The sequence below is a fragment of the Pseudooceanicola sp. LIPI14-2-Ac024 genome (assembly GCF_042188925.1).
Classification (GTDB): Bacteria; Pseudomonadota; Alphaproteobacteria; order Rhodobacterales; family Rhodobacteraceae; genus Pseudooceanicola.
Map to the genome: position 1 here is coordinate 806,568 of NZ_CP170102.1, position 13,112 is coordinate 819,679.

Consider the following 13,112-nt stretch of genomic DNA (forward strand, 5'->3'; position numbering starts at 1 on the left):
GCACGTGGGATCCGGGAATGACCACAGACAATTTTACCGTTCGGCAAGTCAGCTTACCCGCCGGCCGCCTCTGCCTTGCCTTCGAGGTCCAGCCACTCTTCCTCGGCTTCGGCCAGGGCTTTCTGCCGCTCGGCCAGCGCCTCGGTGCCCTTGGCGAACTTGACCGGCTGCGCGGTGTAAAGGTCGGGCGCGGCCAGGAAATCCTCGAGCTTGGCGATCTCGGCCATCAAGCGGTCGATGACCTGCGGCAGCTCCTTCAGCCGGTGCTGTTCGGTGAACGACAGGCCCGGAACCTTCTTCGCCTCCTGCGTCACCTTTGCCGGTGAAGCCGCTGATTTCTCAACCTTCCGCTCGACACGCGGCGCCACGTCGCCGCGCTGCGAGCGGTAGTCGCTCCAGCCGCCGGCATAGATCGTCGCACGCCCGTCGCCCTCCATCGCCACGGTGGTCGAGGCGACGCGGTCGATGAAATCCCGATCGTGGCTGACCAGCAGCACGGTGCCGTCGTAGTCGTCCAGAAGCTCCTGCAGCAGGTCCAGCGTCTCGACATCGAGGTCGTTGGTCGGTTCGTCCAGCACCAGCAGGTTGCTTTCCTTGGCCATCAGCTTGGCCAGCAGCAGCCGCGCCTTTTCGCCGCCGGACAGCGACCGCACCGGGGCGCGCGCCTGCTGTTCGTCGAAGAGGAATTCCTTGAGATAGCCCACCACGTGTTTCGGCTGGCCGCGCACCATCACTTGGTCCGCCTGCCCCGAGACCCGCAGCTCCTTGTCGCCGACCATGTTTTCCCAGAGTGTCTGGTCCGGCACCAGCGCGGCGCGCGACTGGTCGAAGATCGCCGGCATCAGGTTCGTGCCCAGCTTGACCGTGCCAGCATCCGGCGCGACCTCGCCGGTCAGCATCTTGATCAGCGTCGTCTTGCCCACGCCGTTCGGGCCGACAAACGCCACCCGCTCGCCCCGCATCACGGTCAGGGAGAAATCGCGCAGGATCGTGCGACCCTCGAAGGCCTTCGAGATGCCGACGGCCTCGATCACCTTCTTGCCCGACTTCGGCCCGCTGTCGAGCGCCATGGCCGCGGTGCCCTGCCGCCGTATCTGGTTGGCCCGGTCGGCCCGCATGTCCTGCAGCCGCCGCACCCGGCCCTGGTTACGCTTGCGCCGCGCGCTGATCCCCTCGACGGCCCAACGGGCCTCGGACTTGATCCGGCGGTCGAGCTTGTGGCGCGCGATGTCCTCTTCTTCCCAGACCTTGTCGCGCCAGGCCTCGAAATGTTCGAACCCTTCTTCGGCGCGCCGGACCTGGCCGCGATCGATCCAGAGCGTCGCGCGGGTCAGCGCGCGCAGGAAGGCGCGGTCGTGCGAGATCAGGACAAAGGCCTTCCGCGTCGTCGCCAGCTCTGCCTCGAGCCAGCCGATCGCCTCGATGTCGAGGTGGTTGGTCGGCTCGTCAAGCAGCATCAGCTCGGGCGCCTCGGCCCAGAGCTTGGCCAGAGCGGCCCGCCGCCGTTCACCGCCGCTTGCGGTCGCGACGGGTCGGTCCATGTCGAACTTCAACCCCTCCGACGCCATCTCGACCCGCCAGGCCTCGGACGCCTCCATCTCGGACAGGGCATAGTCGCCGAGCGTGGCGAAGGCGCTCATGTCCGGCTCCTGCTGCATGTAGCCCACCGATGTTCCGGGCGAGAGCACGCGGTCGCCCCGGTCGGCCTCGACCAGTCCGGCCATCACCTTCATCAGGGTGGACTTGCCCGACCCGTTCCGCCCGACCAGCGCGACGCGGTCGCCCGGCTGGATGGTGAGCGACAGGTCTTCGAATACGGGATCCCCGCCGAAGGTCAGCGAGATGTCGGAAAGCTGGAGAAGAGGTGCGCGTGCCATGGCGCGCAGCTAATCCTGCCCCGCGGCGCCGTCAACGGGGGTTGAACGGCAGCACCACCGGACCCGACCGCGAAACCACCTAGGGACGGGCACATGGATCGCTCGTGAGTTGTGCAAACGATTGCGTGGCGGGCGGAAAATTGCCGCGGCGTGAACTTAGGCCTTGTTCTTGCTCTCAAATATTTGAAAGTTGTCCGCAATATGGGCTGGGGACGCCCTGATAAACAGGCATGAGGGACCGGATGGGATACACGCGAGCAAAGATCGCGTCATTTGGACGTTTACCTATTGTTTTCACACTGCTTCTGACTGGCGCTTGCGCATCGACGCAGAGCTCCGGGCTTGATCCGAACCGGGTGTCCCGGGCGATCAACGAGGCGACGGCGCTGCAGGCCCAGGGCAAGAAGGTCTGGTGCGTGCCCTTCGCCCGCAACGCCAGCGGCGTCGACATCCGCGGCAATGCCAACACCTGGTGGCACCAGGCCGCATCTCTGGACTACGGCCGCGCGACGGAACCGCATGTCGGGTCGGTCATGGCCTTCAGCGGCACCCGCAGCCTTCCGATGGGGCACGTGGCGGTGGTATCCAAGGTTCTGTCGGAGCGCGAGATCCAGGTCGATCACGCGAACTGGTATCCCAGCCAGATCTCGATGGGCATGTACGTGGTCGACGTGTCGAAAAAGAACGACTGGTCCGCCGTGCGGCTGCAAAGCCAGCCGGACGCACTTGGCAGCGTCTACCCGGTCGACGGCTTCATCCTGCCGAACCGCGGGTCCTGAGGCACCTCTTCGGGCGGCGCGGCCGTGTCCGCCGCCCGCGGCTCCAACCGCAGCCAGATCCCGTTGCGCGCGCGCACCGTGAGGTGTGCGACCGGCACCGGCGCACGGCCCTCGACCGCCGACACCCGGAACTGCCGTAGGATCGACGACAGGATCAGCGGCCCCTCCACCATTGCAAAGCCCGCACCGGGGCAGACCCGCGGCCCGGCCGAGAACGGGATGTAGGCGTCGCGCAGGCAGGTCCTGCCGTTCTCGGTCGCGAAACGACCGGGGTCGAAGGCGTCGGGGTCGTCCCACAGGCGCTCGTGCCGGTGCAGATGCCAGGGGCTGAGGACGACCTGCGATCTCTTCGGCACCTTCCGGTCGCGGAAGCGGACGGGACAGGCGGCCTCTCTCACCATCATCGGCACCGGCGGGTAAAGCCGCAGCGCCTCGCGGAACACGTCGCGGCTGGCGCTCAGGCTGGACATCACCGCAAAGCCGCGCGTGTCGTCCAGCGCCCGCGCCTCTTCGGCCAGGCGATCCTGCCACTCGGGTGACCGGGCCACGAGGTACAGCGCCCAGGCCAGCGCCGAGGCGCTGGTTTCGTGACCCGCAAGGAAGAAGATCGCCACCTGGTCGACCATCTCGTCCGTGTCGAACCCCTCACCCGTGACCGGGTCGCGCGTGGTCATGATCTTGGTCGCCAGGTCGTCCGGCGCACGACCCCGCGCGATGGCCTCGGCACGGTCCTCCACCAGCTGCGCGATCAGCCGTCGGATCACTGTCGCGGCCTCGGTCGTCTCGGGGCGGAAGAACCGCGGCATCCAGCGCGGCAGCCGCAGGAAGGCGCCAAGGTTCACCACCGGCTGGCTGCGCTGGTAGGCGCGGAATTCGTGGAACACGGCGCGGGCCAGCTCATGCTCGATCGGGATCGAAAAGAGCGTGCGGAAGATCACGTCGGCGGCGGCGTGCGAGGTTTCCGCCTCGATCTCGACGGTCGTGCCTGCCCGCTCGGCCAGCCGCTGCACCGTCGCATCCGCCGCGGCGCGCATGGCCGGGAAAGTGTCGCGCAGCCGCCCGCCCTCGAATGCCGGGTCGATGATCCGCCGCTGGCGCCACCACGCATCGCCATTGGTCAGGAAGACCGAATTGCCAAGCAGCGGGCGCAGCCCCTCGCCCACCCGGTCGCTCTTGGGAAAATCCTCGGGCCGTTCCTTCAGCACGGTCTTCACCAGCTCGGGCTGGTTCACGAGGAACGAGCGGAAGAAGGGCGTCCGGAACTCGGCCATCCACGCCCGGTAGAGCCGGGCGGGTTGCGCCGACAGGAGGTCCTGCCGAAAAAGCTTGAGGTATTGGCGGAGGCTCACCTTGTCGGGCCGCGCCGCGGGCTTGGGCGGGATCATGCGGCGACGCTCTTGTATTTCGACACCGGTGCCTCGATCCGGCTTTTCGACGGCTGCCGGTCGGCAAAGCGCGCGCCGAGGGTCATGGGCCCGGCGGTGATCCGGAAATAGTCGTAATCGCCCACCCGGTCGAAGGCGCAGAGGTACTGAAAGTGCAAGCGGAAGAAGCGCCAGCGCAGCGCCCGCCAGCGTTCCGGGCTGAGGGTCTGTGTGAAGGCGGCCGAGATCACCAGCGGCCAGAGTTTGCCCGGCCCGGCCTGCCCAGACACCGCCACCGGGTCGCAGAGTGCAAAGGCGCATCCATCGCCCGGCGCGGTGACATCGACCCAGCTCAACACGTCCTGTTCCGAGAGATAGCGCAGATCGGCGCGCAACCTGTCTGCCCCGGGCAGGAAGGCCACCATCGGCACGACCTGCCCCAGCGAGAGGAACGACAGCTCCGGCCCATCTTCGGGCACTCGGCCTGCACGGATCAGGTCGGCCAGCACCGACACCGCGATATGTGCGCCCGAGGAATGGCCGACGACGAGAACCTCGTCGACTTCGCCTGACAGTGCCCCGGCGATCGCGTCACCGAACACGGCCATCCGCGCCTCGAGCTCCGGTGGATTGGCCCCGCGCGACCGGGCCGAAAAGGCGTAGTCGTGCATAAGGTAGTAGGCAAAGAACCGGTTGTCCCGGGCCTTGAACCACCGCAGCGCGGCCACCGCGACGCCGAGGGCCAACACCATGCCCGTCCAAGGAGCGGCAATGTCGAGGCCGGTCGCGGCCATCGCGGCGTTCGCCAGGGCGCCCGCACCCCAGCCGAGGCCGATTGCCACGAAAAGCTGCAGGATCAGGAAGGCCACCGGGTAGAGCGCCGCAATCACCGGCCCCTTGCGCAACCGCATCAACCGCCAGAGCGCGCCGGAGCCGATGTAGACCCAGGCCGTCCTCGCCAGTGCGACGTAGGTGGCGGGGATCGACTGCCCCATGCTGTCGCGCACGATGTCGGACCAGACCAGCACCTCGACATCGGTCCGCGTCTCGACCCCGTCGATCCGGCCCGTCACCTGCCAGCCATAGGTGCCTCCGCCCTGCCCGGCCTGCAGCGCGATCTCGTAGCCCGAGATGGCCGCCTGGGCCGCGCCCTCCTTGCGGTAAAGCTCGCGGTAGCGGCGGGGATGGATCGGGTCGTAGCCGGGGATATAGACCACCCGGCGGCGGGTCACCTTGCGCGTCATCGGGCCTGCTCTGCCTCCGTTCGGGACAGCATACACCGATTTTCGGGCAAGTTTATGACCTTAGCCGAGCGTGGCGAGGCCCGGGAAGGTTTCCAGCAGCCAGTAGGAAAAGGCCGAGAAGCCGCCGGTCAGCATCAAGAGCCCGATGGTCCAGAGCAGCAGGCCCATGATCCGCTCGATCACCTCCATGTGCCGCTTCATCCAGGCCATCAAGCCGGTCAGGCGCGGCAGGTAGGCCGCGACCAGCAGGAACGGCACGCCGAGCCCGATGGCATAGACGGCGAGCAGGGTCATGCCCCGGCTGACGCTCGCCTCCGACGCCGCGAGCGACAGGATCGCGCCGAGCTGCGGGCCGATGCAGGGGGTCCAGCCGAAGGCGAAGGCGAGGCCCAGGACATAGGCGCCGAAGGCCGAACCGCCCCGGTCGCCCGCATCGAGCCGCGCCTCGCGGTTCAGGAACCCGATCCGCAGGATCCCCAGGAAATGCAGGCCGAAGATCATCACCAGCACCCCGGCAATGGTGTTGAACCAGCCTTGGTAGGCCAGGAACACGCGCCCGAAGGCCGAGGCGGCAAAACCGAGCAGCAGGAACACTGTCGACAGGCCGAGCACGAAGAAAGCGGCCGGCACCACGGCGCGGCTGCGTTGCCCCTCCTGCCCGAGGTCGTTCATCGACACGCCCGACATGTAGGCGAGGTAAGGCGGCACGATGGGCAGCACGCAGGGGCTGAGGAACGAGATCACACCCGCCATCAGCGCCACGATCATCGCGGGCAGCAGCGCCGCGTCTATGATGTCGATTCCAAACATGAAAACGGCTTAGCGCAGGGGCGCGGCCCGGTCACGCGCCGCGTTGTCACAACCGCGTGGCCCGGGCGGAATGCGACGTGTCGGCGGGTCGGGCGGGGTTCATACCGGCCCTGTGGTTCGGAAGAGATCGCGCGTCGGAAGGGCCGCCGCCAAGCAGACAGTCGCAGGCCGGGGGTTTACCCCGCCACCCTGCCCCGCCCGGGCAGCCACCCCGCCGCTGGACAAGCGCCCGCGCGCCTGCCATCAGCCGGGGCATGGACGATATCCTCGACGCCACCGGGCTGCTCTGCCCCCTGCCCGTTCTGAAGGCCCGCAAGGCGCTGCTTTCCCTGCCCGTGGGCGCGGTGCTGCGGTTGCGGACCTCGGACCCTATGGCCGTTATCGACATCCCGCATTTCTGCACCGAGGCCGGGCATGACCTCGTGACCTCGACCGACGAGGGTGCGACCCACTATTTCGAGATCCGGCGCGGCTGATGCAAAACGCCGCGCTCGTTGGAGCGCGGCGTTCGCAATCATGACGTAGGCGGTGACCCTAGTGGCCGACCGACCACCAGCCCCGACGCTTGGGTTTCGGGGCCTCCTGGGTTTCGGCCTCGCCCACGGTTTCGGGCACCTTCACCTCTTCGGCCTGGGCCACTTCGGCGACCGGCGCTTCGGGTTCGGCTTCCGGTGCGGGCTCGGGCTGCACCTCGGGTGCGGCCTCTGCCACCGGCTCGGGCGCGGCCTCGACTACCGGTTCGGGCTCGGGCTGCGGCTCGGGCGCCTGTTCGGCAACCGGTTCGGGCTCCGACACGACTTCCGGCTCCGGCGCGGGGGCCTCGGCTTCGGGCGCGACCTCGGATGCGGGCTCTGCCGCCTCTTCGGCCACCGCGGTCTCGGCCTCGGGCTTCTTGCGACGGCTGCGCGAACGGGTCCGCTTCTTGGGCTTCTCCTCGGCCTCGGCCTCGGGCGCGGCTTCCACGGGGGCCTCGGCCTCTGCGGTCACCTCGGCCGGGGCGTCGGCCTCGGCAGCGGCATCGTCGTCCGCAGACGACCCGTCGGCGCTGTCCTCGTCGCTGTCGTCGCCTTCGGCGGCCGACCCTTCGGCCCCGTCACCGGCGCCGCCCTTCGACTTCCGCCGACGCCGACGACGGCGCTTGCGCTTGGGCTTCTGGTCGTCGTCCTCGGCCGATGCCTCGGTCTCGGCGACGGCGACCTCTTCTTCGTCCTCCTCGACGATATCCTCGTCGAGATCCTCCATCAGCGAGGCGTCGGCCGAGATCACGGGCGGCGCTTCACGCACCACGCGGGTCGCGGTCTTGAACTTCTCGAGCGTGAAGTCCGGGCTGACCATGTGCGGATCGCCTTCGATCCGGACGGCCATGCCGTACCGTGCCTCGATGTTTGCGACATGCTCGCGCTTCTGGTTCATCAGGTAGTTGGCGATGTCCACGGGGCACTTCACCAGCACCTCGCGCGACCGGCCGCGGGTGCCCTCTTCCTCGATCTGGCGCAGGATCGACAGCGCCATGCTGTCGTCCGACCGGATCAGTCCGGTGCCGTGGCAGACGTGGCAGGGCTGGGTCGACGCTTCGAGCATCCCCGGACGCAGGCGCTGGCGCGACATCTCCAGCAGGCCGAAGCCCGAGATGCGGCCGACCTGAATGCGGGCGCGGTCGGTCTTGAGCTTGTCCTTCAGGCGCTTCTCGACAGCGGCGTTGTTCTTGCGCTCGTCCATATCGATGAAGTCGATGACGATCAGGCCGGCAAGGTCGCGCAGACGCAGCTGGCGGGCGACCTCTTCGGCCGCCTCCAGGTTGGTCTTGAGCGCGGTTTCCTCGATCGAGCCTTCCTTGGTGGCCCGGCCGGAGTTGACGTCGATGGCCACCAGCGCCTCGGTCACGCCGATCACAATGTAGCCACCGGATTTCAGCTGGACCGTCGGGTTGAACATGCCCGCCAGGTAGCTTTCGACCTGGTAGCGCGCAAAGAGCGGCAGGGTGTCGGCGTAGTTCTTCACGTTCTTGGCGTGGGACGGCATGATCATCTTCATGAAGTCCTTGGCGTTGCGGTAGCCCCGCTCGCCTTCCACCAGGACCTCGTCGATCTCGCGCGAGTAAAGATCGCGGATCGAGCGTTTGATCAGGTCGCCTTCCTCATAGATCTTGGTGGGCGCGATCGACTTGAGCGTCAGCTCACGGATCTGCTCCCACATGCGCTGAAGGTATTCATAGTCGCGCTTGATCTCGGTCTTGGTCCGTTTGGCCCCGGCGGTGCGCACGATCAGGCCCGCGCCCTGCGGCACGTCGATCTCGGTCGCGATTTCCTTGAGCTTCTTGCGGTCGACGGCGTTGGTGATCTTGCGGGAGATGCCGCCGCCACGGGCGGTGTTCGGCATCAGCACGCAGTAGCGGCCGGCGAGCGAGAGATAGGTGGTCAGCGCGGCGCCCTTGTTGCCGCGCTCTTCCTTGACGACCTGCACCAGCAGGATCTGGCGGACCTTGATGACTTCCTGGATCTTGTAGCGCCGCGGACGCGGCTTGCGCACCGGGCGGATATCTTCCTGGTCGTCTTCCTCGGCGACGCTTTCGATCTCGTCGTCATGGGCGGCGGCGTCGCGCGCCGGCGCGTCATCGTCGTCGTGATCATGATCGTGATCGTCGGCGTGATCCTCGGATGCTTCGATCGCCTCGGCAGGTTCCTCGACCGGCGTCTCCTTGACAGTCTCCATGGGCGAGCTGCCCTCTTCGACGTCATCGAACTCGATCGTTTCCATGCCTTCGATGTCGCCCGCGTCGCGGGTGACCACGGCATCGTCGCTGTCGGCCGCGGCGGGCTTGGCGCTGCGGCGGCGGGACGAGCGTTTCTTCTTCTCGTCCTGTTCCTCACGTGCGCGCATCGCCTCGGCATAGGCGCGCTCTTCCTCCATCAGCGCCTCGCGGTCGGCGACGGGGATCTGGTAGTAATCGGGATGGATTTCCGAGAAGGCGAGGAAACCGTGCCGGTTCCCGCCGTAATCGACGAAGGCCGCCTGGAGCGAGGGTTCGACCCGCGTAACCTTGGCCAGGTAGATGTTGCCGGCTAGCTGACGCTTGTTCTCCAACTCGAAGTCGAATTCCTCGACCTTGTTTCCGTCGACCACCACAACGCGGGTTTCCTCCGCGTGGGTGGCGTCGATGAGCATTTTCTTTGCCATTGTGTCCGTTTGCACGCCCGCAAGCGGCCCCGTCCCGGCGCTGTCACCGGCGGGGCGAGGCATCTCGCGTCATGTCTGTCAGGGGCGATGGCGGCGGCAGGGCGTCCCGGGACTGTCAAGCCCCGCGGTTCGCCTGTGTGTCTCTCTGCGCGCCTCATCGCGTTTCTTCTCCGGTGGCGGCCTCGTTGGTCGGGCACGCCACCCATTCAGCGCCCGCCTTGCCGCGCATGACGCGGGGTCCGGGCATTCATTGCGGCCCTTTCGGACCCTATCGGTCTGTCCCGTCCGCTCTGGCCCTTGGGCCCCCCGCAAGACGTTTCAGCGAAACTCTGCGTCACCTTTGAAGTGACGTTTTCCCAGAATAGAGGAAAAGATCACTTAAAGACAATGCGTAATCTGCAGGGCTCGCGCGGCACGGGTGCACAACCGCCGGTTTCGCTGAAAGCTTGACCGGAGCGGAGCCACCCGTGGCGCGCGTCTACCATGCGTTACAGGTAGTCCTGACGCTGCAGGCCGTACTTGGCCATCTTCTCGTTCAGCGTCCGGCGCGGCAGGCAAAGCTCGTCCATCACGTTCGAGATCGAGCCCTTGTGCCGTCGCATCGTGTTGTCGATCAGCATCCGTTCGAATGCCTCGACGTATTCCTTCAGCGGCTTGCCCTCGGTCGTCACGACCGGCTGCATCTCCTCGTGATCGCTCATCAGCAGCGACGCGATGGTGCCCGAGCCGCGGCGCGACTGCAGCACGGCGCGTTCCGCCACGTTGATCAGCTGGCGCACGTTCCCCGGCCAGGGCGCCTGCAGCAGTTGCGCTGCCTCCTGCGCGGTGACGTTCGGTGCCTCGCAGCCGTATTCGTCGGCGAACTGTTCCGACAGCTTGGTGAACATCGTCAGGATGTCCTCACCCCGCTGGCGCAGCGGCGGCACGGTGATGCGGAGCGCGGCGAGGCGGTAGAACAGGTCCGGGCGCAGCGCGTCCTCGCAGGTCTTGTTCGCCTCCTGCTGGTTGCAGATGGCGACGATCCGCGTCTCGGCCGGAACACCCTGCTCGTTGATCACGCTCAGCAGGCGGGACTGCAGGGTTTCCGACAGTTTCTCGATATCCTCGAGCACGAGGGTGCCGCCACGGGCCTCCTCGATCGCGGGAAGCTGGCTGTCTTCGGGCTGCATCGGTCCGAAGAGCCGCTTTTCCAGCCGCGCCTCGTCCATTGCGCCACAGGACAGCAGCACGAACTTCTTGCCTGCGCGCGCGCCGACGGCGTGCAGTGCGTGGGCCACCAGCGTCTTGCCGGTACCGGTCTCGCCGTCGATCAGGACGTGCCCGTCGGCCTGGCCGAGGTCGAGGATGTCCTCGCGCAGGCGCTCCATCACCGGGGACGAGCCGATCAGCTTGCTCATCAGGGTCGAGCCATCCGACAGCTCGCGCCGAAGCTGGCGGTTGTCCATCGTCAGCCGGCGGGCATTGGCGGCCTTCTTGGCCAGCTCGGTCATCCGGTCGGGATTGAACGGTTTCTCGAGGAAATCGAAGGCCCCGATGCGCATCGCCTCGACCGCCATCGGCACGTCGCCGTGACCGGTGATCATGATCACCGGCAGCGCGGAATCAGTGCCCATGAGCTTCTTGAGGAACTGCATCCCGTCCATGCCGGGCATCTTGATGTCCGAGATCACGATGCCGGGATAGTCCGGCCCCAGCACCTTGAGCGCATCCTCGGCGCTGCCGAACGCCTCGGTGTCGTACCCCGAGAGGGCCAGCCACTGGCTGATCGACTGGCGCATGTCCTGTTCGTCGTCGACGATGGCAATTTTCATGCTCTTCTGCATATGCGGTCTCCGCTCGTTCCTATTCCGCGGCCTCGATGTCTTCCGACAAGATAGGCAGCTGCATCTCGAAAACAGCCCCACCCACCGAAGCGTTCCGGGCCGTCAGCCGACCGCCAAGGTCGTTGACGATCCCGGAGGAGATGGCAAGCCCCAGCCCGACGCCGTCGCCCGGCTGCTTGGTCGTGTAGAACGGCTCGAAGAGCGAGGTCAGATCGTCGATCCCGTGGCCATTGTCCCGTACCGTCAATGTAGCAGTTTCCCCTGCGGAAAGCAGCACGTCAATCTGCGGCGTGTCGACCGCCTGCGTGGCGTCAATGGCATTGCGGACTAGGTTGATGATCACCTGTTCGATCCGGACCCGGTCGCCCATCACCATCACCGGCCGTTCCGGCACCGCGACGTTCATCCGGACCTGCCTGCGCTTGAGCTGCGGTTCCATCATCGACAGGGCCGAATGCACCGCGACGCCCATGTTTACTGGGGCAAGGTCGTCACCGCCCTTGCGCGCGTAACTCTTGAGCTGGCGGGTGATCGCGCCCATCCGTTCGATCAGGTCGTCGATGCGCTGGAACGACGACAGCGCCTCGTCCGGGCGGTTGCGGCGGAGGAGGAGACCGGCCCCCGCAAGGTAGGTCTTCATCGCAGCCAGCGGCTGGTTCAGTTCGTGACTGACCGCCGCCGACATCTCGCCCAGGGCGGCCAGTTTCGACGATTGCGCCAGCGTCTGTTCCGCAACGGCAAGGTTCTCCTGCACCCGTTCGCGTTCGGCGATTTCCCGCTGTAGGCGTTCGTTCAGTGCGCGAAGCTCCGCCAACTCGCGCTGGAAGAAATTCGACCTCAGCGCGTTCTTTCGGCTGAGCGCGTAGAAGGCGAGCGACAGCAGGATTGCGAATGCCATGATCTCGGAGGCGATGACGCCGTTCACCCTCTCCCGCACGCTGGCGTAGGTGGTGAAGCTGGTGATCTGCCAGCCCCGAAACGGGATCCGCTGCGACATCCGCATCACCGCCTCACCGCCGAGATAGGCATCGGCCGGCAGCGTGGTCCAATCGGCGGTGGCCTGGATGGCACGTTCGATCGCACTGGTCGGCGGCTCTGCCGCCAGTGCCTCGGCCTCGGGCTTGCCGCGCCAGCGCGGTTCGGTGGCAAGGATGATATTGCCGGTCGAATCCGTCACGTGCACCGCGTCGGAAATCCCCGCCCAGGCCCGCTCGAACTTCTGCAGATCGACCTCGACCACCACCACGCCGACGGCGTTGCCCTGGCTTTCGACCTTGCGCGAATAGGTGAAGCTGTAACCTCCGGATTCCCGCTCAAGTACCGAGAATACCGTCCCGTTCGAGCGCAGCGCATCGACGAAGTAGGCCGCCTGGCGGTGCTGTTCGCCCAGCCGGTTGCGGTCCGTAGCCGCCACCGTCCGCCCCTCCTTGTCGAGCAGCATGAGCGACGCCGCGCCGATCTCGTCCACGAAGGAGATCAGCCGCTGGGTGGATTGCGAGAAGTCCTGGGAGTTCAGTGCCCCGATCAGCGCCGGGTCGCGCGCCAGCAGCTGCGGCACGATCGAGTTCCGCTGCAGCTCGCTCACCAGGTTACCGCCGTAGAGCGCCAGCCGCAGCTCGGCCCGGTTGCGCGTGTTCTGGGTGAAACGGTCCGTCAGCAGCCGGTTGGTCACCAGCACCACGCAACAGGCGATCGCGACAAAAATCAGCAACCCGACGCGTGCCCGCCAGGAAAATGCCTTGCTCTGCCCCTGCCCGCCGACTTCGGTCGTCGCTGCCATCCGTTACCCGCTGTCCAAAGATGGGTGAACTTACGCTGCCCAGCAGGCTGGCTCAAGACTGCGCCAATCATATGGCGGTGAGAGGTTCGGGGTTTGACGCCGCGATCCGGGCGGCGGAAAGGCGCGCACGGCCGGGGATCTGCCCATGTTCTTTGCAGGCCGAGGATTTTCGTGCCCCTGCGTCAACTTCTTAACAAAGGTTTAATGCTCGTCGTGCCATGCTCAGCCACAGGTTGTTCCGGGCCGCCGGGGGCGATT

General features: G+C 66.7%; 9 protein-coding genes. 2 read left to right on the plus strand and 7 right to left on the minus strand.

All coding sequences use genetic code 11. The features are described 5' to 3' along the window. Positions 1-53: 53 nt before the first annotated feature. Entirely contained in the window at positions 54-1,877 is a 1,824-nt protein-coding gene (locus ACE2AC_RS03945) for an ABC-F family ATP-binding cassette domain-containing protein (RefSeq protein ID WP_375690824.1), read from the minus strand. Between the two features lie 356 nt (positions 1,878-2,233). Between ACE2AC_RS03945 and ACE2AC_RS03950 the strand changes: the two genes are divergently transcribed. Continuing rightward, entirely contained in the window at positions 2,234-2,656 is a 423-nt protein-coding gene (locus ACE2AC_RS03950) for a CHAP domain-containing protein (RefSeq protein WP_375690825.1), read from the plus strand. Here ACE2AC_RS03950 and ACE2AC_RS03955 read toward each other — a convergent pair. From ACE2AC_RS03955 to ACE2AC_RS03965, 3 genes are read right to left on the minus strand one after another with little or no spacing between them, the layout of a single operon-like run. Next, positions 2,614-4,041, minus strand: a complete 1,428-nt coding sequence (locus ACE2AC_RS03955) for a cytochrome P450 (RefSeq protein WP_375690826.1) — start codon at positions 4,039-4,041, stop codon at positions 2,614-2,616. The genes ACE2AC_RS03950 and ACE2AC_RS03955 overlap by 43 nt on opposite strands. Then, positions 4,038-5,264 carry a hypothetical protein gene (locus ACE2AC_RS03960; RefSeq protein WP_375690827.1) on the minus strand — a complete coding sequence of 409 codons (1,227 nt, stop codon included), beginning with the start codon at positions 5,262-5,264 and terminating at the stop codon, positions 4,038-4,040. Before ACE2AC_RS03960 ends, ACE2AC_RS03955 begins: the two co-directional genes overlap by 4 nt. A 60-nt stretch (positions 5,265-5,324) precedes the next feature. Then, entirely contained in the window at positions 5,325-6,074 is a 750-nt protein-coding gene (locus ACE2AC_RS03965) for a cytochrome c biogenesis CcdA family protein (protein WP_375690828.1), read from the minus strand. 254 nt (positions 6,075-6,328) lie between these two features. On the opposite strand from ACE2AC_RS03965, the gene ACE2AC_RS03970 reads away from it, so the two are divergent. Beyond that, positions 6,329-6,550, plus strand: coding sequence for a sulfurtransferase TusA family protein (locus ACE2AC_RS03970; protein ID WP_375690829.1), 222 nt, complete (start codon positions 6,329-6,331; stop codon positions 6,548-6,550). A 58-nt stretch (positions 6,551-6,608) separates the two neighbouring features. Here the strand turns inward: ACE2AC_RS03970 and ACE2AC_RS03975 are convergent, their stop codons facing one another. The 3 genes from ACE2AC_RS03975 to ACE2AC_RS03985 form a co-directional block, all read right to left on the minus strand. Beyond that, positions 6,609-9,251 (minus strand): ribonuclease E/G, encoded by a 2,643-nt coding sequence (locus ACE2AC_RS03975; RefSeq protein ID WP_375690830.1) that lies wholly within the window; start codon positions 9,249-9,251, stop codon positions 6,609-6,611. Between the two features lie 488 nt (positions 9,252-9,739). Further along, entirely contained in the window at positions 9,740-11,074 is a 1,335-nt protein-coding gene (locus ACE2AC_RS03980) for a sigma-54-dependent transcriptional regulator (protein WP_375690831.1), read from the minus strand. Positions 11,075-11,093: 19 nt separating this feature from the next. Continuing rightward, a complete protein-coding gene (locus ACE2AC_RS03985) occupies positions 11,094-12,854 on the minus strand; it encodes an ATP-binding protein (RefSeq protein ID WP_375690832.1) in 1,761 nt (586 codons plus the stop codon). Positions 12,855-13,112: the final 258 nt, after the last annotated feature.